The 25,675-nt window shown below is 63.2% G+C and carries 21 protein-coding genes; 15 read left to right on the top strand and 6 right to left on the bottom strand.

What is annotated here, in order from left to right:
* Positions 1–221: 221 nt before the first annotated feature.
* The 8 genes from EPN31_RS11240 to EPN31_RS11205 all read left to right on the top strand — a co-directional run bounded on the left by EPN31_RS11240 (position 222) and on the right by EPN31_RS11205 (position 9,646).
* Positions 222–743, top strand: a complete 522-nt coding sequence (locus EPN31_RS11240; RefSeq protein WP_291773189.1) for a TRAP transporter small permease — start codon at positions 222–224, stop codon at positions 741–743.
* Entirely contained in the window at positions 740–2,038 is a 1,299-nt protein-coding gene (locus tag EPN31_RS11235; protein WP_291773188.1) for a TRAP transporter large permease, read from the top strand. The genes EPN31_RS11240 and EPN31_RS11235 overlap by 4 nt, the downstream gene beginning before the upstream one ends.
* A 47-nt stretch (positions 2,039–2,085) precedes the next feature.
* Entirely contained in the window at positions 2,086–3,111 is a 1,026-nt protein-coding gene (locus EPN31_RS11230; RefSeq protein WP_291773187.1) for a DctP family TRAP transporter solute-binding subunit, read from the top strand.
* A 102-nt stretch (positions 3,112–3,213) separates the two neighbouring features.
* On the top strand, positions 3,214–3,966 hold the full coding sequence (locus tag EPN31_RS11225) for a TSUP family transporter (protein ID WP_291773186.1): 753 nt from the start codon (positions 3,214–3,216) through the stop codon (positions 3,964–3,966).
* A gap of 217 nt (positions 3,967–4,183) precedes the next feature.
* On the top strand, positions 4,184–6,136 hold the full coding sequence (locus tag EPN31_RS11220; RefSeq protein WP_291773185.1) for a serine protein kinase: 1,953 nt from the start codon (positions 4,184–4,186) through the stop codon (positions 6,134–6,136).
* Positions 6,137–6,157: 21 nt separating this feature from the next.
* Entirely contained in the window at positions 6,158–7,354 is a 1,197-nt protein-coding gene (locus tag EPN31_RS11215) for a DUF444 family protein (protein ID WP_291773184.1), read from the top strand.
* Positions 7,355–7,356: 2 nt separating this feature from the next.
* Entirely contained in the window at positions 7,357–8,748 is a 1,392-nt protein-coding gene (locus EPN31_RS11210; RefSeq protein ID WP_291773183.1) for a SpoVR family protein, read from the top strand.
* A 22-nt stretch (positions 8,749–8,770) separates the two neighbouring features.
* A complete protein-coding gene (locus EPN31_RS11205; RefSeq protein ID WP_291773182.1) occupies positions 8,771–9,646 on the top strand; it encodes an aldo/keto reductase in 876 nt (291 codons plus the stop codon).
* On the opposite strand, the gene EPN31_RS11200 is transcribed toward EPN31_RS11205, so the two are convergent.
* The 5 genes from EPN31_RS11200 to xdhA are packed head-to-tail and all read right to left on the bottom strand — an operon-like array spanning position 9,639 to position 17,482.
* Positions 9,639–11,135, bottom strand: a complete 1,497-nt coding sequence (locus EPN31_RS11200; protein WP_291773181.1) for an AMP nucleosidase — start codon at positions 11,133–11,135, stop codon at positions 9,639–9,641. The genes EPN31_RS11205 and EPN31_RS11200 overlap by 8 nt on opposite strands.
* Positions 11,136–11,192: 57 nt before the next feature.
* The gene (gene guaD / locus EPN31_RS11195; RefSeq protein ID WP_291773179.1) at positions 11,193–12,518 is read right to left on the bottom strand and encodes a guanine deaminase; all 1,326 of its coding nucleotides are present in this window, start codon (positions 12,516–12,518) and stop codon (positions 11,193–11,195) included.
* Positions 12,519–12,571: 53 nt separating this feature from the next.
* Positions 12,572–13,612: a xanthine dehydrogenase accessory protein XdhC gene (gene xdhC, locus EPN31_RS11190; protein ID WP_291773177.1), complete on the bottom strand. Its 1,041-nt coding sequence runs from the start codon at positions 13,610–13,612 to the stop codon at positions 12,572–12,574.
* Positions 13,612–15,987, bottom strand: a complete 2,376-nt coding sequence (gene xdhB / locus EPN31_RS11185) for a xanthine dehydrogenase molybdopterin binding subunit (RefSeq protein WP_291773175.1) — start codon at positions 15,985–15,987, stop codon at positions 13,612–13,614. The genes xdhC and xdhB overlap by 1 nt, the downstream gene beginning before the upstream one ends.
* Before the next feature lie 10 nt (positions 15,988–15,997).
* Complete coding sequence (gene xdhA, locus EPN31_RS11180; protein ID WP_291773849.1) at positions 15,998–17,482, bottom strand: xanthine dehydrogenase small subunit; 1,485 nt, start codon at positions 17,480–17,482, stop codon at positions 15,998–16,000.
* 218 nt (positions 17,483–17,700) lie between these two features.
* Between xdhA and EPN31_RS11175 the strand changes: the two genes are divergently transcribed.
* Positions 17,701–18,669 carry a LysR family transcriptional regulator gene (locus EPN31_RS11175; RefSeq protein ID WP_291773173.1) on the top strand — a complete coding sequence of 323 codons (969 nt, stop codon included), beginning with the start codon at positions 17,701–17,703 and terminating at the stop codon, positions 18,667–18,669.
* A gap of 26 nt (positions 18,670–18,695) precedes the next feature.
* Here EPN31_RS11175 and EPN31_RS11170 read toward each other — a convergent pair whose 3' ends face one another.
* Entirely contained in the window at positions 18,696–19,514 is an 819-nt protein-coding gene (locus EPN31_RS11170) for an IclR family transcriptional regulator (protein ID WP_291773171.1), read from the bottom strand.
* A 347-nt stretch (positions 19,515–19,861) separates the two neighbouring features.
* On the opposite strand from EPN31_RS11170, the gene EPN31_RS11165 reads away from it, so the two are divergent.
* The 6 genes from EPN31_RS11165 to EPN31_RS11140 are packed head-to-tail and all read left to right on the top strand — an operon-like array spanning position 19,862 to position 25,675.
* A complete protein-coding gene (locus tag EPN31_RS11165) occupies positions 19,862–21,160 on the top strand; it encodes an ABC transporter substrate-binding protein (RefSeq protein WP_291773169.1) in 1,299 nt (432 codons plus the stop codon).
* A 57-nt stretch (positions 21,161–21,217) separates the two neighbouring features.
* Positions 21,218–22,114: a branched-chain amino acid ABC transporter permease gene (locus tag EPN31_RS11160; RefSeq protein ID WP_291773167.1), complete on the top strand. Its 897-nt coding sequence runs from the start codon at positions 21,218–21,220 to the stop codon at positions 22,112–22,114.
* Positions 22,111–23,058 carry a branched-chain amino acid ABC transporter permease gene (locus tag EPN31_RS11155; protein WP_291773166.1) on the top strand — a complete coding sequence of 316 codons (948 nt, stop codon included), beginning with the start codon at positions 22,111–22,113 and terminating at the stop codon, positions 23,056–23,058. Before EPN31_RS11160 ends, EPN31_RS11155 begins: the two co-directional genes overlap by 4 nt.
* Positions 23,055–23,861 (top strand): ABC transporter ATP-binding protein, encoded by an 807-nt coding sequence (locus EPN31_RS11150; protein ID WP_291773164.1) that lies wholly within the window; start codon positions 23,055–23,057, stop codon positions 23,859–23,861. The genes EPN31_RS11155 and EPN31_RS11150 overlap by 4 nt, the downstream gene beginning before the upstream one ends.
* Positions 23,862–23,870: 9 nt before the next feature.
* Positions 23,871–24,521, top strand: a complete 651-nt coding sequence (locus EPN31_RS11145; protein WP_291773162.1) for an ABC transporter ATP-binding protein — start codon at positions 23,871–23,873, stop codon at positions 24,519–24,521.
* A gap of 23 nt (positions 24,522–24,544) precedes the next feature.
* Positions 24,545–25,675: an alcohol dehydrogenase catalytic domain-containing protein gene (locus EPN31_RS11140; RefSeq protein ID WP_291773160.1), complete on the top strand. Its 1,131-nt coding sequence runs from the start codon at positions 24,545–24,547 to the stop codon at positions 25,673–25,675.

The raw sequence follows: 25,675 nt of genomic DNA, 5'->3' as shown, positions 1-25,675 counted from the left end.
GAGACGGGGGCATTCACGGAAAAACCTCGGGCAAGCGGCTGAAACGCCGCGCAAAAGGGTCAGTTTATCGCCGATCGAGACGAATTCTTGCACCATCCCCAACATTTGCACGCCTCTCCACCACCTCTGCACGGGATTGCCCGAAGGGGCAAAAGACCCATCTGGCTGTAGTATGAAGACCTTTGTTTCAGCCCCATCCAACTCACGCTACTGCAGCGCTCATGCCAGACGATCACGCCGCCGACCCTTCCGGCATCTACACGCCACCGCCGGATCCACCGGTCCGTATCCCGCTGCTGTTGGAAGACTGGGTCACCGTGCTCACCATGGCGGTCTTGGCCTGCATCACACTCGCCAACGTCATCGTGCGCTACCTCACGTCCGAATCCTTCGCCTGGACCGAGGAAATCTCCATTTTTCTGCTCGTGGTGCTCACCATGAGCGCGAGCGGTTCGGCATTCGTGCGCCGGCTGCACATCCGGATCGAAATGCTCGCTGACGCGGGCAGTACGGAACGCCAACGGCGATTTACGCTGGCCTCCACCGCCATCTGCCTGCTGTTCTTCATCGTGCTGACGGTCCTGCTGGGCCGCATGGCACTGGACGACTTCAACTGGGGCGACACATCGCCCGCGATCGGCGTACCGGTCTGGTGGTATTCGAGCTGGCTTCCAGTGTTGTCCACCACGATTTCGCTGCGCCTGATCGGGATGCTTCAACGCGCATGGAGGCAGCAAGCATGATTTCCAGCCTCCTCTTTGCGATGTTCGTGATCCTGATGGCCATTGGCGTCCCGGTCGGTGTGGCTTTGGGCGGCGCCGGCACTGTGGCGATCGCCCTGGCCAACCCCGACACACACTGGTTCGGGCTCATGGCTGTGTCGCAAAGCTTCTATGCCGGGCTGGCGAAATATCCGCTGCTCGCCATTCCGATGTTCGTGCTGGTGGGCTCCATCTTCGACCGCTCGGGTGTCGCCGCGCGGCTGGTGCGGCTGGCCCAGTCGATCACCGGCAACGGCCCGGGGATGCTGGCGGTGGTCGCCATCACCGTGGCCATGTTCCTGGGCGGAATCTCCGGGTCCGGTCCCGCCTGCGCTGCGGCCGTGGGCGCCATCATGATCGGCGCCATGAACCGGGCGGGCTATCCGCGCGCCTACTCGGCCAGTGTGGTGGCCGCAGGCGCGGCAACCGACATCCTGATCCCGCCGTCCATCGCGATGATCGTGTACTCCATCCTGGTGCCGCAGGCATCCGTCCCGGCCCTGTTTGCGGCCGGCATGGTGCCGGGCATTCTCGCGGGAATCGGCCTCATCATCCCCGCCGTATGGCTCGCACGCCGTCACAACATGGGTGCCGAAGCCCGCAAGGAACCTCGCCCACCCTTCTGGCGCAGCCTGTATCAGGCTGTCTGGGGCCTATCGGCACCCGTCATTATCCTGGGCGGGATGCGCATGGGGTACTTCACCCCCACCGAGGCGGCCGTGGTGGCCGTGTTCTATGGGCTTTTCATCGGCATTTTCGTGCACCGCACCATGTCGTGGCGCGACCTGTTTCCCATCCTGCGCGAGGCCGGTGAACTGTCGGCCGTGATCATGCTGATCGTGACACTGGCAGGCATCTTCGCCTGGTCGCTGTCCACGCTGAGCATCATCGACCCGCTGACCAACGCCATCGTGCATTCCGGGCTGGGGCCGTACGGTGTGCTGACGCTGCTGATCCTGCTGCTCATCGTGGCCGGCATGTTCCTGGATGGAATTTCCATCTTCCTGATCTTCGTGCCCCTCATCCAGCCGGTCGCCATGGCTTTTCACTGGGATCTGGTGTGGCTGGGCGTAGTCCTCACGCTGATGGTGGCCGTGGGCCAGTTCACGCCACCCGTGGCTGTGAATCTCATGGTGTCCTGCAAGATCGCCCAGGTGCCCATGGAGAGCACGGTGCGCTGGGTCGTCTGGATGGTGGGCGGCATGATGGGGTCGCTGGTACTGGTCGTGCTGTTTCCGCAGCTTGCCTTGTGGCTGCCGCATTATCTGGGATACTGACGCTTCATCCAAATAGACTTCAACGGGGACTTTCAGAGGAGACTCACATGCCTATCAAACGACTCATGGCCGCGGTGGCTTTCGCTGTCGGCGCACTGACCATCGCTGCACCTTCCCAGGCGGCCAACTACAAGTCCGAATACAAACTGTCCATCGTCGTGGGCACGACCTTCCCCTGGGGCCAGGGCGCCGTGATCTGGTCGGACCTGGTGCGTGAGCGCACCAAGGGGCGCATCAACATCAAGGTCTACCCGGGCACTTCGCTGGTACAGGGCGATCAGACGCGCGAATTCACCGCCATCCGCCAGGGCGTGATCGACATGGCGATCGGCTCCACCATCAACTGGTCGCCGCAGGTCAAGGAACTGAATCTGTTCTCGCTGCCATTCCTCATGCCGGACTACCCGGCCATCGACGTGCTGACCCATGGCAAGGTCGGCGAAAAGCTCTTCGAAATCCTGTCCAAAAAAGGCGTGGTGCCGCTCGCCTGGGGCGAGAACGGCTACCGGCAGCTCAGCAACTCAGTGCGCGAGGTCAAGGCCCCGGCGGACATCAAAGGCATGAAGCTGCGCGTCGTGGGTTCGCCGCTGTACATCGACACCTTCACCGCGCTGGGGGCCAACCCCACGCAGATGAGCTGGGCCGATGCGCAGCCAGCACTCGCCAGCGGCGCCGTGGACGGCCAGGAGAACCCGCTGTCCATCTATGCCGGCGCCAAGCTCTACGACGTGGGCCAGAAATACCTGACGCTGTGGAACTATGTGGCCGATCCGCTGATCTTCGTGGTGAACAAGGACGTCTGGGCCTCGTGGTCGCCTGAAGACCAGAAAATCGTGCGCGAAGCCGCCATCGAAGCCGGCAAGCAGGAAATCGTCATCGCGCGCAAGGGCGTGACTTCCACTGACAATTCGCTGCTCAAGGACATCGAAAGCCATGGCGTGACGGTCACCACACTGTCACCCGAACAAATCGGCGCCTTTGCCAAGGTCACCCAGCCGGTATTCGACAAATGGGCCAAGCAGATCGGTCCGGATCTGGTGAAGGAAGCTCAGGCCGACATCACCAAACGCTGAGCGCTGCATTCGGCCGCTGCGGCGGCCCTCCTCCGACGGCCGGCACACCAGACCGGGTGGCCGGCCCCGCGCTGAGCACATCGTCACCCGTCTCACCTCGCCATGGAAATCACGCTGTACACCGCATTTCTGTTGTTTTTCGTCGCCCTGGCGGCAGGCACCATCGACGCCATCGCGGGCGGCGGCGGGCTCATCACCATCCCGGCGCTGCTGGCAGTCGGCCTGCCCCCCGGGGCAGCCATCGCCACCAACAAGGCCGGTGGCTTCGCGGGGTCGGCCGCCGCCACCCTGCAGTTTCTGCGCAAGCGCCAGATCGATCTGAAGAAGAGCCGGTGGATGATCCTGTCCAGCTTCGCCGGGGCGTTGGCGGGCGCCTGGGCGCTGACCCGCATCGACAGCAACATCCTGAAGCAGCTCATCCCTATCCTGCTGATCGGCTTCGCACTATATTTTCTATTGTCACCCCGCGTGGGAGCTCAGGATCGTACACAACGCATTCCGAACGCGGCGTACGCAGCGACGATCGCTCCGCTGATCGGTTTCTACGACGCATTTTTCGGTCCCGGAACAGGCACTTTTCTGGCGATCTCGGCAGTCACCCTGCTGGGCATGAACCTCACCCGGGCCACCGGCCACGCCAAGCTGCTGAATCTGTCGAGCAACATGGTGGCGGTGGTGTTCTACGCCCTGCATGGCGACATCGTTTGGGCCTTCGGGCTGCCCATGCTGGCGGGCCAATGGATAGGGGGCACTCTTGGCGCACGTATCGCCGTCAATCGCGGCCATCAGCTGATCCGGATCGTGATGGTCGCGATGGCCATGATCGTGTCCGCGAAGATGCTCTGGCAAGGCTGATTCACAACCGGCTACCGGCCTCCTGCAGTACCGCCGCGATGGCCCCACCAGATCTGGTCGAGACCGGCAAATGTGCTGAACTTCAACGCCCACCTGATGTCCAACCATGCGAAGACAAACATTTCGAGGTTCAGGACCATCAAGCGCCTGCTGAAATAGGCTGACTCACGCACGACCGGTGTCGGCAGGCTGCCATCATGACGATTGGAGAAGAGCCGTGGTCGACCGCATCGAAGGGACAGAACAAAACCGTTCCGAATTCATTGACTCTCTGGCGGAGTACTCGCGCAAGCAACAGGCCCAGCACTGGGCAGGAAGCTTCGGTGACTACCTGCGCGATATTGTCGCCAGCGATCCGGCGCGGGCCGTCAGATCCAGCCATCAGTACATCTGGGACATGATCTGCTGGCGCGGGCTCGAGGCGGCAAAACCGGGTACCACCGGCACCCGGTACAAACTGTTCGAGGAAGATCTGTTCGGCATCGACCAGGCGCTGGAGCGGGTGGCGAACTACTTCAAGGCGGCCAGCGAGGGCTCCGAAGTCGGCCGACGCCTGCTGCTTCTGCTGGGCCCACCATCGGGCGGCAAATCCAGTCTTGTAACCCTGCTCAAGCGCGGCCTCGAGGCCTACAGCCGCACCGACGAAGGCGCGCTGTACGCCATCCAGGAAAGCCCGATCCAGGAATCTCCTCTTCTGCTGATTCCGCACGACAAGCAGGCGGAGTTCCAGGACACTTACGGAGTCGAGGTCAGAGGCGAGATGTCCCCTTTCACACGCGCCCTGCTGGCTGAAAAATACGCTGGAGACTTCACCCGCGTGCCGGTTCATCGTATCTTCATCGACGAGGCCGGACGCAATGCCGTCGGGACCTACGCCCCGCACGACCCCACCACAGCGGATATCGCCGATCTCGTGGGTTCGGTCGATCTATCCAAGGTCGCCGAATACGGCGATGAAGGCGATCCACGCGCCTGGTCGTGGTCCGGCGCGGTCTACGCCGGCAACCGGGGCCTTCTGGAGATGATCGAAATCCTCAAGGTCAAGCGCGAGTTCCTGTATCTGTTGCTGACGCTGACCCAGGAGCAAGTCGTCAAAGTCTCCCGCTTCCCCCTGATTTTCATCGACGAGACCATCGTCGCACACACCAATATGGCGGAATTTCGCCGATTCCTGCAGGAGAAGGAGAATGAGGCGCTGCTGGACCGCATGGTCATCGTGCAGGTGCCCTACACGCTGTGCTACACGGACGAGGCGCGGATCTATCAGAAACTCACCTCCACCACTCCCTCTTTCCGGCAGGTGCATCTGGATCCACATGCCCTGAAAGTGGCCGCCGTGTTCGCCATCCTCACCCGTCTGAAACCCTCCGAGCGACAGGATCTGGACCTGAGCAAGAAGCTGCGCATCCACGCGCACGAGGCGGTGGAAGGTGTATCGGACGCCGATGCCGAACGCATCATCCGCGAACAACCCGACGAGGGCATGGATGGGGTTTCGCCGCGTTTCATCGTCAACGCGCTCGCTGGTGCCATCAGCCAGTCCGAAACCAAGAGCCTGACCACGATGGAAGTCATGCTGGCGCTCAAGGACGCCATCGAGTCGGACGCCCGCATGAATCCCAAGGTGAAGAAGCAATGGACCGACTTTCTGGTGACAGCCCGAAAGGAGTTCTACAACCGCTGGGTCAAGGAAGACGTCCACAAGGCGATGTTCGTTTCTTTCCAGACCGAGGCCCAGGAGCTACTGGACAAATATCTGGATGAAGTCGAGGCCGTGCTCGAGAACCGCAGGGTGACAGACCCCATTACGGGCGAGGAACGCGACGCCGACGAACGCTTCCTGCGCAGCGTGGAAACCAAGATCGGCATCTCCGATTCTGGCAAGACGTCGTTTCGACAGGAGATCGTGCGCAAGGCACTGGGTGCCTACAAGCGTGGCGCCAAATTCACGCTGGCCGAGCATGCGCGCCTGCGCGAGGCGATCGAGCAGTACCTGTTCGAAGAGCGGCGCGACGTGCTCCGTCTGGTCACATCGACCACGCGCGCAGACACCGAGACACTGGAAAAGATCTCGGCCGTCGAGGCACGTCTGGTGAACGATTATGGCTACGATGCGCACAGTGCGCACGAAGCGCTCAATTACGTCACCACGCTGCTGGCGCAGGAATAGTCATCGCATGTGAGGTCCACCATGACCAGCCCCGATTCCAGGCGGATTTCCAACCTGGCGCACGCGCACCACTGGTACGACCTGTTCTCGCGCGGCGCCCGGGACTGGCTCAGGCACAACGAAAAAGTCCGCAATGCCGTGCGCGAGCAATTGCCCGAAATGATCGCCGGCTCGGATATCCTGGGCCGTCCCGCCAGCCGCACCGTGCAAATCCCCGTCCGCTTCCTGGAACACTACCGCTTCCGGCTGAACCCGGCGGGGGAGCATTCCGGGGTCGGCCAGGGGGGTGGCCACCCCAACGACGTCTACCAGCCCGGACAGGGAGAGGCCGACCAAGGCGGGCAACCCGGAGCGGGCGGCCCCGGCGGCGGCGAACTGCGCTTCGTGCTGGAGCTCAGGATCGAGGACATCGTCGACTGGATCTGGGAAGAACTGCACCTGCCCGATCTGAAGCCACGCGTCAGCGACGCGCTGCGGGATGAAGACCTGGTGCGTGAAGGGTGGAGCCGGCACGGCCCGAATTCACGCCTGGACAGACGCCGGACGCTCAAAGAGGCGATCAAGCGGCGACACGCACAACCCGAGAGTGCCGCGCCCTTTTCCGACGAAGACCTGCGTTTCCGGCAACTAGCGCGGCGACAGCGGCCTGCCACGGACGCCGTGGTGGCGCTGGTGCTGGACGTGTCCGGGTCGATGGACGAGGAACGGCGCAAACTGGCCAAGTCCTTTTTCTTCTGGGCCATCCAGGGCCTGCGCCGGCAATACGGCGACGCGCTGGAGATCGTTTTCGTCGCACACACCAGCGAAGCCTGGGAATTCACCGAAGAGCAGTTCTTCCAGGTCTCCGCCACCGGCGGAACCACGGCTTCCAGCGCCTTCAAGCTGGTACTCGACATCTTCGACAACCGCTACCCCACCCGGCGCTACAACCATTACCTGTTTTACGCCTCCGACGGCGAGAACTTCGCCGACGATCGGGACCTCGCCGACAATCTGCTGTGCAAGCTGGGAGAAATCGTCAACTACATGGGTTTCGCGGAAACGCCACAGAACCCTCACGAATCCGGCATCTCCGAAACTGGCCGCCTGTTCCGCTCGCTGGAAGCGCGCGACTATCCTGCCGGCATCTACACCATGCACGATCGGAGCGATGTCTGGGACGCCGTCCGCCGCTTCTTCCAGCTTCAGGCGCGCGCAGAGGCCGACTCGGAGGTCTGACGATGCCAGCCACGCACGAACGGGGCCTGGAACAGCTCGCACACTACAGGGAAAAGATCGAGGCGCTGGCCACGCGTGACGGACTCGACTATCACCCGGTCGATTTCGAGCTGGTCCCCAACACCTTCATGATGGAAGTCGCCATCTACGGCCTGCCGATCCGCATGCCACACTGGTCGTTCGGCGTGCGCTACATCCACCAGCAGGTGCAGCATCGGATGGGCGGTTCGCACATCTTCGAAGTCGTGTTTCCGGGCAATCCCAATCGCGCGTACTTGGTCACCGACAATGGCCTGGCGGAGAACACGCTGGTGACGGCGCACGTACTGGGGCACGCCGACTTCTCCAAGAACAACACCTTGTTTGCACGCATGCAGCAGCAAGTGGGCTACCACATCGTGACCGAAGCGGCGGAACGGGCGCGCAACATCCAGGCTGCCATTGAAGAACACGGCCAACGTCGCGTGGAGATGGTGCTGGACGCAGCGCTCGCGCTCGAACAACACATCGACGTGGACCAACCGATCCACCGGCATGACTACCCGGCCTACATCGTACCCGGCCCGGACCAGAAGCCCACGGGCTTCCGTTCCCGCTACGCCGGGCTGCCCGGTGAGCAGGCGCCAGCGCCTCTGCGGCGACGCAAGGCCCCGATTCCCCCGCACCCCGAGTCCGATCTGCTGTGGTTCATGGCGCGCTACGCCCCCGACATGGAAGGCTGGGAACGGGATATCTTCCTGGCCGTCCGGGAAGAATCCTTCTATTTCTACCCAGTCTTTGCCTGCCAGATCATGAACGAAGGCTGGGCCAGCTACTGGCATGCACGCCTGCTGCGCGAAGCCGACTTCCTGCCCGATGACCTCTATGTAGACGCCATCAAGTCGCACTCCGACGTCATCCGGCCCTTTGCCACCGGCCACGACATTGCGCTCAGCCTGAATCCATACCACATCGGATTTACCATGTGGGAACAGATCATCGAGAAGGAAGGCATGGACAGCGCCCTGCGTATCCGCGCGGAAGAGGACGATTACAGCTTCATCCGCAACCATCTGGACGAATCGCTGGCAGAGAAGCTGCAGCTGCTCAATTACAGCGTCACCGATGACCCATCGTCCGGGACGCAAATCAAGATCGAAGACACCAACATGGACAAGCTGAGGGAGCAACTGGTTGCCCCCAAATTCAATTTCGGTGCCCCACACATACAGGCCGTCGAGATCAGCAACGACGGCAGCCTGACGCTGCGCCACGACCATGTGACCGACGGCTGCGGCCTGGATCTCGACCGCGCGCAAAAAGTGCTGGAATACATCGTCCTGGTCTGGCGCCGGCCGATCTCGCTGGAAACGGTGGACGGTGACGGCAACCCGAAGACGCTGACCGCACAATGAATTCATACAGGAGGTTCATTTCATGACTCAAGACCCGAATGCGTCCGCTTCCGGTACTTTCAGGATCGGCGGCGACATTCCCATCCATCGCCTGGGGTACGGTGCCATGCGTATCACTGGCCGCGGGATCTGGGGTACGCCCAAGGATCCGGCCGCCGCCCGCGCCACCCTGAAGCGCCTGCCCGAACTGGGCGTGAACTTCATCGACACAGCCGACAGCTACGGGCCGTTCGTGAGCGAGGATCTGCTCCGCGAAGCGTTGCATCCGTACACCGGCATGATGATCGCCACCAAGGGCGGCCTGCTGCGCCACGGCCCCGATCAATGGGTGCCGCTGGGCAATCCAAACTATCTGCGCCAATGCGTACTGATGAGCCTGAGGCGGCTGGCGGTGAAACGCATCGATCTATGGCAACTGCACCGGATCGACCCTGACACACCGCGCAAAGCGCAATTCCAGGTCATCGCCGACATGCGTCAGGAAGGCCTGATCCGCCACGTAGGCCTGAGCGAGGTCCAGATTGCCGACATCGAGGAAGCACAGCACTACTTCCCAGTCTCGACGGTACAGAACCAATACAACCTGGGCGACCGCAAGAGCGAGGCCGTACTGGACTACTGCACGCAGCACAGCATCGGCTTCATCCCCTGGTTCCCACTCAACGCCGGGCAACTGGCCAGACCGGGGTCGAAGCTGGAAGAAGTCGCCCGCGATCATGGGGTGACGCCCGGTGCCATCGCGTTGGCGTGGCTGCTGAAGCGCTCGCCGGTGATGCTGCCCATCCCCGGGACCTGTAGCCCGGAACACCTGGCACAGAACGTGGCAGCGGCGGGCGTGGCGCTGAGCGACGCGGAGTTCGAGACACTGGGGCGCCTGGCGGCGCCAGCGACTACTTGAACGCCGTCTCGATGAAGCTGCGCAGCTTGCGCGAGTGCAGGCGTTCGCTGGGCATGTCGCGCAAGTGCTCCAGCGCCCGGATCCCGATGTGCAGGTGCTGGTTGACCTGGGTCCGGTAGAAGTCGGTGGCCATGCCGGGCAGTTTCAGCTCACCGTGCAGCGGCTTGTCCGACACGCACAGCAGTGTGCCGTAGGGCACCCGGAAACGGAAACCGTTGGCGGCGATGGTCCCCGACTCCATGTCCAGCGCAATGGCGCGCGATTGCGACAGGCGCTGCACCGGCTCCTGCTGATCGCGCAGCTCCCAGTTGCGATTGTCGATCGTGGCCACCGTGCCCGTGCGCATGATCCGCTTGAGTTCCCACCCCGAAAGTCCCGCGACCTCTGCCACTGCATCTTCCAGTGCGACCTGGACCTCCGCCAGTGGCGGGACTGGCACCCACAGCGGCAGGTCGTCGTCCAGCACATGGTCCTGGCGCACATAGCCATGCGCCAGCACATAGTCGCCCAAACGCTGGGTCGTGCGCAGGCCTGCGCAGTGCCCCAGCATCAGCCATGCCGAAGACCGCAGCACGGCCACATGGTCGGTGATGGTCTTGGCATTGGACGGCCCGACCCCGATATTGATGAGCGTGATCCCGGTGTGGCCTGGCCGCTTGAGGTGATAGGACGGCATCTGCGGCATGGGTGGGCGGCCCGACCGCTCTGGGGATATACCATCCTGGCCCGTGACGTAGTTGCCCGGCTCCACCAGTTCGGTGTAACCGCTCTCGCCGGAGGCGAGCGTCGACTGCGCCCAGCGCACGAATTCGTCCACATAAAACTGGTAATTCGTGAACAGCACGAAGTCCTGGAAGTGTTCAGGCGAGGTCGCCGTGTAATGCTGCAGCCGCTGCAGCGAATAATCGATGCGCGGTGCCGTGAAGGGTGCCAGGGGCCGGGGCTGGTTCGGACGCCCGCGCCAGGTACCGTTCACGATGGCGTCGTCAGTGACCACCAGATCGGGCACATCGAAGTGGTCGCGCAGTGTGTGGCCGGGAACCTCCGAATATTCGCCCTCGACATATTCGTCTTCCGGAAAGGCGAAGTGCAGCGGGATCGGCAGGTCGGATTCTCCGATTTCCACAGGAACATGATGATTGCGCAGCAGCAAACGGACCTGCTCACGCAGATAGTCGTGGAACAGCGCCGGACGCGTGACCGTGGTCATGTACATGCCCGGTTCCACCAGATGCCCATACGACAGCCGGCTGTCCACGTCGGGGTACGTGTGGATGCGAAGGCGGATGGCCGGATAGCAGGCGCGGATGCGCTGCCCCAGCGGCAGACTGCCGGCACTGTATTCGCGAAAGGCCTCGCGGATGAACGCGGTGTTGCGTTGATAGATTTCCAGCAGCCGTTCGACCGCCGCGTCGGCGTCGTCATAGCTGGAAAAGGGAATCAGCGGCGGCAGCCGGGTCGGGCGCGCGGCATCAAAGAACTTGTCCATGCGCCCGATTATGGCAGGTCTCGGTGACGGCAGTGTGACTATCTGACACCTCCGGCACTACGACCGGCGGTGTACCTCACGCCCAGCCGCATAGGTCGCCGCAATCACGCGGTCATCACCCAGCATCGCCAGCGCAAAAAGCAACTCTTCCAGCGATTCGGCCATGGCGCTGCGCCGTGCCAGCAGCGGTGTGGCTCCGGGATCCAGCACGATGAAGTCCGCCTCCGCCCCGGGCGCCAACGTCCCGATCACGCCGTTCAGGCCCAGGCTGCGGGCAGCGCCCTGGGTCGCCTGCCAGAACATGCGCCGCGCCGTCAGATAATGCCCCGACAGACGTGCCACCTTGTGCGCCTCGTTCATCGTCAACAGCATGGAAAAGGATGAGCCGCCGCCCACGTCGGTGGCCAGCGTCACTGGCAGACCGAAATCCCGCGCGGCCGAGAAATCGAACAGCCCGCTGCCGAGAAACTGATTGGATGTCGGGCAATGCGCCGCCACGGCGCCGGTATCGCGCATGCGGCGCCGGTCATCATCGTCCAGCCAGACACAGTGTCCGTAGACGGCGCGCGGGCGCAGCAGCCCATAGTGATCATAGATGTCCAGATAGCTGCGGCGGCCTGGGTAGAGTTCCATGGCCCACTTCACCTCGTCCCGGTTCTCGGCCACATGGGTCTGGATGAACACGTCCGGGTACTGCTGGGCCAGCTCACCGCACAGACCAAGCTGTTCCGGCGTAGAAGTCAGCGCAAAGCGCGGCGTCAGTGCGTACATCTGGCGGCCCGTGCCATGCCAGCGGTTCAGCAGCGATTCACTGTCGCGCGCTCCGGATTGCGCGGTATCGCGCAGGTATTCCGGACAGTTGCGGTCCATCATGACCTTGCCCGCCACCATCCGCAGATTGCGGGCGTCGCTTTCCTCGAAGAATGCCTGCGCGGAGCCAGGGTGCACCGTACAGTACACCAGCGCCGTCGTGGTGCCGCAGCGCAGCAGCTCGTCCAAGAAGAAGCGCGCGACCTCATGCGCGTAATCGGGGTCGTCGAAGCGCGCTTCGGTCGGGAAGGTGTACTTCTCCAGCCAGGGCAGCAAGCCGGGAGCCGGCGACGCGATCATGTCGGTCTGCGGATAGTGGATGTGGGTGTCGATGAAGCCCGGCACGATCAGATGGCCGCGCCAGTCACGTACCTCCGTCCCCGGCGCCAGTCCCGGAGCCAGGCGGTCATAATCGCCACACTGGTCGACATGGCCATCCCGCACCACCAGCAATCCGTCCGATATCCACTCGCAGGCATCGTCTTCGGCTTTTTGAGCATCACGGAAATACAGCAACTGCGCGCGATAGGCCTGAACGCCAGGCACGGCTTGGGTGTTCGACGTCGAGGTCATGAAAGTCTCCAATGATCATTGTGGAATGCGGGACGGCTGGCCCGCGTCCGGATTCAGGTAATGAGCGACACGGGGCCCGGGTGGTGGCTGGCCGCCGCCCGCTGGGCGCGCTGCGTCCTGAGGCGCATGAGTTGGGCAGCGACTGCCACGGCGATGATGGCAGGCTGCTTGCCTTCGATACCGGGTTCGCCGATCGGACACAGAATGTTCGCATAGCGCTCGGGCGGGATGCCCTTCGCCGCAAACCGCTGCTGGAACTTGTGCCACTTGGTACGCGAGCCAATCAGGCCGAAATAAGCCACGTCGTTGCGCCGCATGAGCTGTTCGCACAGATGCTGATCCAGCCTATGGTCGTGCGTCATGATGAGAAAACAGCTCTGGGGCGGTGCCTCGTCGATCACGGCCTCCGGCGTATCGGTGGCCTCGATGGTCACATTGGGCGCCACACAGTCAGGGAACAGCTCCTCGCGCGCATCGACCCAGGTCACCCGGCACGGCAGGGTCTCCAGGACATGGACCAGGGCATGCCCCACATGCCCGGCACCAAACACTACGATATTCAGACCGTCGGGTTGCAACGGTTCCGTGAAAACGGGGCAACCGAGCGGATCAGCGGGATCCAGCAGGCGGCTGGCCTGGAAACGGTTGGCGGGATGAAAGGCCGCTCCCGCGGCCTGCAGCTTCACCCAGGGCGCCACACCGGGGCCACCCAGCCCCACTTCGCGCTCGAACGGTTCCAGATGCGCCAAGCGATCCTGCGCCACTTCCAGCCAGCCCCGATCGGACTCGCGCAACTGCTCGAAGAGCAGATGCACCAAGCCGCCGCAGCACTGGCCCAACGCGGCCGCCAGCGGCATTTCCTCCAGCCAGCGGTCGGGCTTCCCGGTCGGGTCGTGCAAGTGAGCGCGCGCGCGCTGCACGGCCTGCCACTCCAGATTGCCGCCGCCCACCGTGAGCCATTGGCGGTCGGCCGCCACCAGCATCTTGGCGCCAGCTTCGCGTGGCGCAGAGCCCCGCACCGACGCGACGCTGATCAGCACGACCGGCTGGTGCCGATCCAGACACCAGAGCGCCTGGTCAATCCACTCGGTCATTACGCCGCACTGCGTTGCCGCAGGGCCTCGACGGCATTCAGGATGGCTTCGGGCGTCGCGGGGGCCAGCAGGTCGGGCGACTGCCGGCCGTCGCCGACGGCTGCCACGGCATCGTTGATCGCGTTGAAGACACTGATCCCGTGCACCAGCGGCGGCTCACCCACCGCCTTGGAGTGATGGACCGAATCCTGGTGGTTGCGTGTCTTGAACAACTGCACGCGGAAGTCGCGCGGGCAGTCGCTGATCGCCGGGATCTTGTAGGTGGAAGGCGCATGCGTCATGAGCCGCCCGTCCTCGCGCCAGACCAGCTCCTCGGAGGTGAGCCAACCGGCCCCCTGGATGTAGCCGCCTTCGATCTGGCCGATATCGATGGCCGGATTGATCGAAGCGCCTACGTCGTGCAGGATGTCGGCCCGCAGCAGCCTCCACTCGCCCGTCAGGGTATCGACGGCCACCTCGGACACCGCCCAGCCAAACGCATAGTAGTAGAACGGATGACCGTGGCTGGTCGCCTTGTCCCAACTGATGTCCGGCGTCTTGTAGAAACCGTCCGACCAGAGCTGGACCCGATCCCAATAGGCTTCCTCGACCAGTTGAGCAAAGGGCAGCGTCCTGCCGTTGACGCTGACCTGGCGCCAGGCGAACACCACATCGTCGGGCCGACCACCGTACTTGCGCGCGGCAAATTCCGCCAGCCGGGTGCGCAGCGTCAGCGCCGCATCCTCGGCAGCCTTGCCGTTCAGGTCCGAACCGGTGGAGGCCGCTGTCGCCGAGGTATTGATGACCTTGTAGGTATCGGTGGCCGTCAGCCGCACGCACTCCAGATCCAGGCCCAGCGTATTGGCCACGATTTGTGCGACCTTGGTGTTCAGACCCTGGCCCATCTCGATGCCGCCGTGGTTGACCAGCACCGAGCCGTCGCGGTAGATATGCACCAGCGCGCCCGCTTGATTGAAGGCCGGCACATTGAAGGAAATGCCGAACTTCACCGGCGTCATCGCCAGGCCCTTCTTCAGGATGGCGCTATGGGCGTTGAAGTCCTGCACCGCCTTGCGGCGCGCACGGTAGTCCGAACTGGCCTCGAGTTCGGTCATGATGGGTTCCAGCAGATTGCCTTCGACGACCTCGCCATACGGCGTGACGTTGCGGGTGTCGGTCCCATACAGATTGATGCGCCGCACATCCAGCGGGTCCTTGCCCAATTGCCGCGCCACCCGGTCGATCAGGACTTCGGTGATGAGCGCGCCCTGCGGCGCGCCGAAGCCGCGGAAAGCCGTGGCCGACTGGGTATTGACCTTCCCGCACATCGTGTGGATGTCGGCTGCCGGGATGTAATAGGCGTTGTCGAAGTGCGCCAGCGCCCGGCTGGCCACCGCTTCTGACAGATCAGCCGAAAACCCGGAGTGCAGCGTCATGTCCAGCTTCACGCCCAGGATGCGACCCTCGTTGTCGAACCCCACGTCGTATTCATAGTAAAAGCCATGACGCTTGCCGGTGATCATCATGTCGTCGTCGCGATCGGCACGCAGCTTGACCGGACGATGCAGGCGCCAGGCACAGACGGAAGCCAGGCAGGCAAAGATCGCTGATTGGGATTCCTTGCCGCCGAACCCGCCGCCCAGGCGCCGGCACTCGACTTCGACCTGGTGCCGCTGCCAGCCCAGGGCGTGCGAGACCGCGTGCTGCATCTCGGTCGGGTGCTGAGTGGAGCACTGCACCAGCATGCCGTCCTTTTCGCGGGGAATCGCGTAGGCAATCTGCCCTTCCAGGTAGAACTGTTCCTGACCGCCGCAGGAGAACGTCCCCCGCAGCCGCACCGGGGCGCCCGCCAGGGCCTGCTGCACGTCGCCCTGAATCAGACGCAACTCATCGGTGGTGCCCGCGTGAGCGGCCTTGGCCTGCTCGGGCGTGAGCAGGAACGGCAGCGGCTCGTATTCGACCTTGCCCAGCCGTGCGGCCCGGCGGGCCTCGGCCACCGATCGCGCAACCACGATGAACATCGGCTGGCCCACATACTGGACCAGGCCGTCGGCCAGAATGGGGTCGTCAGCGATAACGGGGCCACAATCATTCACGCCCGGAATGTCCTTGGCCGTCAGAACCGCAATCACGCCGGGCGCCTTGCGCACCGCATCCAGATCCATGCCCTTGATCCGGGCGTGCGCCTTGTCTGACAGGCCCAGGGCCGCGTAGGCCGTATTGCGCAGTTCCGGAATGTCGTCCGTATAGACGGCTTCACCGCTGACGTGCAGCGTAGCCGACTCGTGCGGACTGGCGGTGCCCGCGGCCGGCTCACCCACCACCGGACGAGGAATACGGTCGTTGCGGACGGCCAGCCGGTCCAGCTCGACCGGAATATTGACACGCATGTTCATGGTGGCCTCCTCAGGCGATATCAGCCAACACGGCTACATTGACCTGACGCGTCGCCAGCGGCGCCCCAGGGGCGGTTTCCAGATAGAAGCGATACAGCAGATTGCGGGAAGCCAGCAGCCGGTAGTTGCTGCTCGCCCGCATGTCGGACAAGGGCTTGAAGTCCAGGGCAACGGCATCCATGGCCGCGCGAACATGGGATTCGTCCCAGAGTTGGCCCTGCAATGCAGCCTCGACCGCAGGTGCCCGGCTGGGCGTTGCGGCAACGCCGCCAAAGCCGGTCCGGAAAGACTGCACGCGGCCATCCGCGTCCAGCACCAGCGCAAAAGCCGCGCAGACTGCCGAAATGTCCTGATCGAAGCGCTTGGAAAGCTTGTACGCGCGGAACTGCCGCCCCTCGACCCTCACCGGCACCCGCAATCCCTGGACGAATTCGCCCGGTTCCGCCGCATTCTTCTGGTAGGCCAGATAGAAGTCTTCCAGCGGCATCTCGCGTACCCGCTCGCCCTGGCGCAGCACGATGCGGGCGCCCAACGCGATCAGGGCCGGCATGGAATCACCGATGGGTGAGCCATTGGCCACATTGCCGCCCATCGTGCCCGCATTGCGGATCGGCATGGAGGCAAATCGCTGGCGCAGCTCGGCCAGATCCGGCACGAACCGGATGAGCGCGTCGTAAGCTTCGTTCAGCGAGGCGCCCGCGCCGATGTACAGTTCGTCCCCTTCCTCGTGGATATCGCGCAGCTCGAGGACCTGGCCGATGTAAATCAGATGGGGCAAGTCGCGATACTGCTTGGTGACCCACAGCCCGACGTCCGTGCTACCGGCCAGGATGCGGGCGTCCGGGTAATCCATGCGCAGCTTCGCAAGCTGGCCGAGCGTGCGCGGTGCATGGAAAGTATGGCCATCATGGGTGTATTCGAAGACACCATCACGCTGCAGCGCAGCCAGCACCCCGGCCAGCGCCTCGCGGTCGAACGCGACGTGCGGATAGGCATACATCTCGGACGCCGCCCGCACGATGGGCTGGTAGCCCGTACAGCGGCACAGGTTGCCCGACAGGCAATCATCCACCTGCACACGCGCAGGGGCGCCGTCCTGGGGATCGTGCGCCAGATACATGCCCCACAGGGACATGACGAAGCCCGGCGTACAGAACCCGCACTGCGAGCCGTGGCAGTCGACCATGGCCTGCTGCACCGGGTGCAGCTCGCCATCCGGCTGGCGCAGGTCCTCGACTGTGTACAGCGCCTTGCCGTCCAGCGTGGGCAGAAACTGGATGCAGCTGTTGACTGCGTGCATCGTCACGCCGCCCTGGCCATCAGGTTCGGCCACCATCACCGTACAGGCACCACAATCACCCTCTGCGCACCCTTCCTTGGTGCCGACGCAGCCCAGATCTTCACGCAGATATTGCAGCACCGTGCGCGTAGTCGGCTGGTCCGAGACCTCGTGGATTTCGCCACGATAATGAAACCGGATGGTGCTTGTCTCCATATCGATACCTTTCATGCTCGCGTGGGCGCGAGGCGCGCCGACCTTATGCTGTCAAGATAGCACCGTGCACCACGGCCGGCATTCATCGGAAATGATGGTGGCTATCATGGAAAGGGGCCGGACCCACGGCACGCGCGCCCGCCACCCGCGCCGCGAACCCTGCGCCTGCGCACTATCGCCCATGGACGGCTCGAGACGAGCCGGGAATAATAGGTCGAATGCAAAGAGCCCGAGAACCCATGGACACCCATCTTCTGCGCATCCTGCAGATCCTGCTGACCGAGCAGAGCGTCTCGCGCGCGGCCATCAAGCTGGGGCTGTCCCAACCGGCCCTGAGCAATTCGTTGCGCCGCCTGCGCGAAATCACCGGCGACCCCATCCTGGTGCGCAGCAAGACAGGCATGGTGCCGACCGAACGCGGCACGGAACTGCTGTCCCATGCCAGCGATGCGCTGAGCGCCATCGAACGCATCACCCAGCCGCCCGGCGCCTTCGAGCCAGCAACATCGACACGGGAATTCCATCTGGGGGCGCCGGATTATCTGGACGCCATGTTCCTGCCGAACATCGCCGAGATCCTGCGGCGCGAAGCGCCGCATGCCAAATTCATCGTACACCCGATCAACTCCGATTACGACTACGTCGGCGGCCTGGAAAACGGCGGCCTGGACGTGGTGATCGGCAACTGGCTGGAGCCGCCGCTGCAGATGCACATGGCGCGGCTGTTCGACGACGAGGTCGTCTGCATGGTGGGCACCCAGAACCCGGTGGCCAGCCGCGCGCTGACGCTGAAGCAGTATCTGGACCTGCCGCATCTTGCACCCTTCCCCTACGTCTCGGAACGTCAGAGCTTCATCGACGGGTATCTGGCATCACAGGGCCTGCGGCGCAACATCCAGATGACCATCCCGTACTTTGGTCAGGTGGCCGGCATGCTGCTACGCACGGATCTGATCTTCACCACTGGCCGGCAGTTCGCGCAGCACTATGCGCGCTATCTGCCTATCACAATCCTGCCCTCGCCGTTCCCGTTTCCACCCATGCGCTTCTACCTGCTGTGGCACCGGCGTTGCCACAGCTCGCCGGAGGTCATATGGCTGCGCCACTGCATCGCCAAGGTCGCCGCCATGCTGCAGGCCAGCCTGTCAGCCAGCACGCCGCTGGAGCCGGACAATATCCGGCCCTAGGCGCCGAGACTTGCCCGCGACCCGCATTACCCGATATCTGATTTATGGTGCCAGGCTACGCGGCTGGCCGTGAGCCCGCCCAGACGTTCCGACAGGCGGTCCGCGAGTTTGCGCATGGCCAGGCCCGCACGCCGCTCCAGAGCCTCACCTGCTTCGTTGGCCAGGATGCTCACCGCGACCCCCGCGACCGCCTCTGGGTTATGGGAGTCGAATACCGGGGCTCCAAAGCAATACATCCCCTCCCGCACCCCTTCTCGATCGATCGAATAGCCGCGATGACGGACGGCGTTCAATTCCGACATGAGCGACTCGAGATCGCGCAGCCCCTTCAGCGTGAACGGCTCGGGCCACTTTGTATCTGGTCCAGAGAAAATCCTGCTCACGCTTTGATCGGGGAGCGTGCTGAGCATGGCGAGCCCCGTCGCCGTGTAGACGGCCGGAATCCGCATGCCGGTCTTGAACGTATAGCCCAGCGGCCGGGTCCCATTGCGGCAGGCGATGTAGACGACCTCCTGTCCATCGCGCACCGACAGGGTGATGGTCTCCTCCGGCAAGACCCGCATTTCATCCCACGAGGCAAAAAACTCCTGCGTGATGTTGATGCGGGCCAGAAACGCATTCGACCACATCACCACATGAGGCCCCAACGTCATCTGTCCGCTTTCGAGCCGCGTCAGCAGATTCAGGCGCTCCAGCGTCGCGCACAGCCCGTGGATGCTGCTCTTGGGGAGCTGAAGCGCCCGCGTCAAATCCGCCAGCGACTGAGGCGAACCCGACCGTGCAATGAGATCAAGGATGGCCGTAGCTCTGGCTACAGCCGGCGCGGGAAGCTTGTCTGTTGTCAAAAGAGCCCTCTTGTCGGACAGTCATGGCGGCTGGAAGAGACATGCCGCTATCGTACATATTAGGGATAACCCTCTGATGTATTAGATTGACCCTCTCAAATACATTTCATAAGATGTACGCCGTTCATTATACGCAACGGCGTTCATTATACTGAACGATTGAGCAAAATCGCAATCGTCCACACCCTTCGCCGAAGCGCCAGGACACCCCGCTCATCCAGGGGATTCCACAAATCAGGGGATCCCGGGTGCTGGACATCAGCCAGCGCGGGACAGCAGCCCGGACCGACCCCGTACGAGCCGGGGCGGACATCCGGCCAGGTCAAGGAAGCGAAAAGGAGAGATACATGAAACTCGGCTTAAACAGGTTGGCGCGCAGAACAGCGCTATGCGCCGCCATCGGCGCACTATCGGCAGGTGTGGCAGGTAACGCGGCCGCAGCGGAAAAACCCATCAAGATCGGCGTCGTGACATTCCTGTCCGGTTCCGCCGCCGGCACATTCGGCATTCCGGCCCGCAACGGCGCAGAGCTGATTGCCGACCAGATCAACGCCGGCACCACCCCAGCGCCCTACGGTACCAAGGGCTTCGGTGGCACGCCCATCGAACTCAAGATCATCGACGAGGCGGGCGGTTCGACCAAGGCGGTCACCGAATACCGCAATCTGGTCAACCAGCAAGGCGTGGACATGGTGGTCGGCTACATTTCCAGCGGCGACTGCCTCGCGGTCGCGCCCGTGGCGGAAGAACTGAAGAAGCTCACGGTACTGTTCGACTGCGGCACCCCGCGCATCTTCGAAGACAACTCCTATCACTACGTCTTCCGCACCGGCGCCATGGGGACCATGGATAACGTCAGCGCAGCCTTGTACCTGAAGGCGCGCGGCATCAAGGTCAACAGCTACGCCGGCATCAACCAGAACTACGCATACGGACAGGACAACTGGGCGGATTTCAAGGCCTCGATGGCCCAGCTGTATCCGAAAGCCAAGATTGCCACGACCCAGTTTCCGAAGCTGGGCGCCGGCCAGTACGGCGCTGAAATCTCCGCCCTGCTGTCGAGCCAGGCCAACGTGGTGATGTCCAGCTTCTGGGGCGGCGACACCGACGCGCTGATTCTGCAGGGATCCGCTCGCGGCCTGTTCAAGAAGAGCAAGGTCATCCTCACGGCCGGTGAAACCGCCGTGCAAAAGCTGGGGTCACAGATCCCGGACGGCACCATCATCGGTGCTCGTGGCCCCTTCGACATGCTGGCCCCGGAATCCGAGATGAACACCTGGTTCCGCAAGGCGTTCGAAGACCGCTATTCGATCCCGCCGAGCTATCCGGCCTACAAGATCACGCAGGCCATCCTGGGCGTGAAAACCGCCTATGAAAAGGCCATGGCCGCCAACAACGGCAAGACGCCCACCCAGGATCAGATCATTGCCGCCTTCGAGCACCTGACCTGGACCGGCCCCGGCGGTGAAGTGACGCTGGGCCTGGGCAAGGGACACCAGGCCGTCCAAGGGACAGCAGTGGGTACCGTCAAGCACGAAAACGGCAAGCTCAAGGTGGTCGACATCGTGCGCTTCCCGGCCGACAAGGTGACGCCGCCCGATGGCGTCAAGAGTACGGAATGGATCAATAACGGCTTCAAAAAATAAGGAATCAGTGCTCGGGCAACAGGCTCTCGGCTTGTTGCCCGCCACCGGGGTTTTGTTATGAATCAGATTCCTGCTGTACTGGCGGACGGGATCATCTACGCTTCCTGGCTCTTCTTGATTGCTGCTGGCCTGACGCTGATCTACGGCGTCATGAAGATCCTGAACATGGCCCATGGCAGTCTTTATGCGCTGGGCGCCTACGCTGCCGCTTCTCTTGGGGGTGCCTGGCTCGCGCACGGTTATTCGCCGTACGGCAGCTACGCCGTTCTCATCGTGGCAGCCGTCATCGCGGGACTCGCCGCAGGCGTCGTCATTGAACGCGGCCTGTTGCGCTTCATGTATGGCCGCGACGAAGTGACCCTGCTTCTGGCCACCTATGCGTTGCTGCTCATTCTGGAAGACCTCATCAAGCTGGCCTGGGGCGTGGATCCCTACTTCTTCGCCGAACCCTACAGCCTGCTGGGTACGCTCGAATTCGGCAATCTCATCTACCCCACCTACGATCTCCTGCTCATCGCGGTCGCCCTCATCATCGGCGGTGCCATGAGCTGGATGCTCAAACGCACGCGTTCCGGCAAGCTGTTGCGTGTCGTGATACACGACCGCGAAGTCAGCGTCGCCATGGGAATCAACGTGGGGCGCTTTTACCTGACGACCTTTACGGCCGGGACGATCCTGGCGGCGATCGGCGGCGCCATCACGGCCCCCATGATTTCGGTCGTCCCCGGCATGGGCGTGGAGGTCATCGTGCTGGCCTTTGCGGTGGTCGTCATCGGGGGGTTGGGCAGCCTGCCCGGTGCCGCCCTGGGGGCCGTGATCGTCGGAATCACCCGCGCCGCAGCCGTGCATTACCTTCCAGAGGCCGAGCTCTTCAGCGTCTACCTCGTGATGGCCGTCGTCCTCATCTTCCGGCCCAAAGGCCTTTTCGCAGGTGCTGAGGTACGCAAGATATGATGTCCTCCTCCAATAAAAACTACGGCCTCTTTGCCGTGCTCGCAGTCGCCGTCGTCCTGTTCGGCGCCGCCTTCGGCAGCTGGCAGTTCCTGCTCACGCTGGCGCTGGCCAAAGGGCTGGTCGTCCTTGGTCTGCTGCTACTGCTGCGTACCGGACTCGTCTCGTTCGGCCAGGCCCTGTTCTACTGCCTGGGCGCCTATACGGCGGGCGTACTGAGCGAATTCCTGGGCATCGACGACATCCTGTTGCAGATCATCCTGGGCATCGTGGTTGCCGTCGTCGTCGCCGCCGTCCTGGGCTTGCTCATGGCACGCTACCGAAACATCTTCTTTGCCATGCTGAGCCTGGCTTTCTCGATGGTGCTATATGGTGTGCTGGTCAAGACGACGACGCTGGGCAGCACCGACGGGGTCAACGTCAAACCCGCTGTGCTGCTGGGCCACACGCTGGCCGACAGCCACGGCCAGCTCGGCCTGCTGATCCTGGTCTGCGCGCTGGCATTCCTCGCGGCCTGCGGCATGTACCGCTACTTTCACACGCCACTGGGGCGCCTGTCCACGGCCATCCGCGACAATGAAATCCGGGTCGAATACATGGGTGCGGATGTGTACTGGACGGTCTACGTCAAGTACCTCATCGCCGCCGCTCTGGCCGGCGCCGGCGGCGCGATCGCAGCCGTCGTCGTGGGCCACGTGGACCCCGAAATGTCCTACTGGGCAACGTCGGGCGAGTTCCTGTTCGTCGCGATCCTGGCCGGTACGGGCAGCGTGATCGCCCCCTTCCTCGGCGCCATCCTGTTCGAAGCGGTACGCAGCCTGGCCACACAGTACACCCCGGAAATCTGGCAGCTCATGCTGGGGGCCGTCATGCTGGCCATCATCGTGTTCCTGCCGGGCGGCCTATGGTCTCTGTTCCAACACCGGCAAGCGAAGGCGCTCAAATGACGGCCATTATCGAAGCAGCCGGTCTGCGCAAACAATTCGGCGCCGTCACAGCAGCCGATGACATCACGGTCAGCATCGCCCCCCACACGATGGTAGGCCTGATCGGGACCAACGGGGCGGGCAAGACCACGTTCATCAACATGATCACAGGCTATCTCAAGCCCGATTCTGGCCGCATCCTCTACGATGGGCGCGACATCACGTCGCTGAGTCCCCGCGACGTCACGCGGATCGGCATCTGCCGCTCGTTCCAGATCCCGCAATTGTTCGATAGCCTGACGGTTCGCGAAAACTTGGGAATAGGGCTGGGCGTCGTCCTGCGTAACAGCCGCCGTTCGATGCTGGCACCCACGCCCCGGAACGTGCCAGGGTTCAACGGCGGGCTATGGGAGGCTGCCGACCAGGTGCTCGAGCAATTCGGGCTCACGTCGCACCGCAACACGACGGCCAGCACCCTGCCTGAAGGCTTGCGCAAACTGCTGGACATCGCCATGGCCATGGTAGCGAGCCCCAAGGTCCTGTTCCTCGATGAACCGACCAGCGGAGTCAGCGCAGAAGAGAAATTCGACATCATGGACCGCGTGATGGAAGTCGTGCGCTCCCAGGATGTCACCGTGCTGTTCGTGGAGCACGACATGGACATCGTCCAGCGCTATTCTGAACGCGTGCTGGCGTTCTATTCAGGACGGGTTCTGGCCGACGGCGCAGCCAACGAGGTACTCACCGATGCGGAAGTCTTGACGCACGTCATCGGCAGCCCCACGGATCCCGCAGCAAACGCGGCCACGCGCCAACAGGAATGAGGCCCACCGATGCTTGAAATTCGCGATCTCGACGTGTCCATCGGACCTGTCGGCATCCTGCGCCAGATTGCCTTGAATCTCGCCCCACAGGAGATGGCGGGCCTGATCGGCCGCAACGGCGCGGGCAAAACCACACTGATGCGCAGCATCATGGGGCTGCTACCGGCGCGGCGCGGCCAGATCATCTTCGACGGCCAGGCGCTCACCACTGCGCCAGCCTGGTCCCGGGCACGCATGGGGATAGGCTACATGCCAGAGGACCGGCGCCTGGTTCCAGAACTGTCGGTGCGAGAGAACATTTGCGTTCCTTCCTGGGCCATGAAGCGCACGGATACCCAGGACCGTTGGGATGAAGTCTGCCGGATGATTCCAGAGGTCCGGGAATTCGCGCCACGCAAGGCCCAGCAGCTCTCGGGCGGGCAACAAAAACTGGTTGCGATCGGCCGAGCGCTGATGTGCGGTTCCAGGCTTCTGCTGCTCGACGAACCCTTCGAGGGCGTAGCGCCGGCGCTGGCCCGCCGCATCGCAGAGGTCATTGCCAATCTGAAGAGCGGCGGCCTGTCGATCATCATCGCCGAATCCGACCTGAGGCACTCGGCGGAGTTGCTCGACACTGTATTTCACATTGAACGTGGCGCCATCCAGAATGGACGCCAGTGATTCAGAACGGAAGGAGCTTTATCTTGAAAACACGCGTTGCTTTACTAAGAGAAATGGGACTGCCGGCTCCCTATCAACAGAGCCGACCCATTCACATTGAAGAGGCCGAACTGGCCCCTCCCGGCTTCGGTGAGGTCCTGATCAAGGTCAAGGTCGCAGGCCTGTGCCACTCCGATCTATCTGTCATCAACGGCAGCCGCCCGCGCGTCATGCCGATGGCACTGGGTCATGAATCGTCCAGCGAAGTCGTCGAGGTTGGCCCCGGAGTCGACCAGCTGCGGCCTGGAGACCATGTGGTCACGGTGTTCGTGCCCAGCTGCGGCCACTGCAACCCCTGCATGTCGGGTCGCCCTGCACTGTGCGAGCCCGGCGCTGCCGCCAACACCAAAGGGGTCCTGCTTAGCGGCGAACGCCGCCTGCACATCGGAAAAGAGGTCATCAACCATCACCTGGGCGTATCGTGCTTCTCCGACTACGCCGTCGTGTCCCAGCGCTCATGCGTCAAGATCGAGGCGGACCTGTCGCACCAGGAGGCGTCTCTCTTCGGCTGCGCCGTGCTGACCGGCGCAGGTGCCGTCATCAACCGCTCGGGCATCAGAGCAGGCAACTCGATCGCCATCGTCGGCCTCGGAGGAGTGGGCCTGAGCGGACTGATGGCGGCTGTCGCTGCGGGCGCAGAGCGCATCGTAGGCGTGGAACTGGATCCCGGCAAACGAGATCTGGCGCGGACTCTGGGCGCCACGCACGTCATCGATCCACGGGCCATCAAATCCGACCAAGAGATGCTGGACGCCGCTGGGGGGCCTGTCGACATCGGTTACGATGCAGCGGGAGCAGTCCCCGCATTCGAGGCAGCCTACAAGCTGACCTGCCGGGGCGGAGTGACAATGACCACTGGGCTCCCACACCCCAAGCACATGTTCAGCCTGCCAATTTCACAATTGGTCGGCCAGGAGCGGGAAATCCGCGGGAGTTACCTGGGATCCGGGGTTCCTGCCATCTCGATCAACCATTACGTTTCGCTTTACAAAGCAGGCAAGTTGCCCGTGGACAAATTGCTGGGCAAATCCTTCCGGCTCGAAGAGGTCAACGAAGGTTTCGACCATCTTGCATCGGGATCCGGGCTGCGCGACAGCATCACGCTTGATTCCTAA

The organism is Castellaniella sp. (assembly GCF_004321985.1).
Classification (GTDB): domain Bacteria; phylum Pseudomonadota; class Gammaproteobacteria; order Burkholderiales; family Burkholderiaceae_B; genus Castellaniella.
Note: the sequence above shows the minus strand (reverse complement) of the source record. Positions and strands in the feature narration are given on the sequence as shown.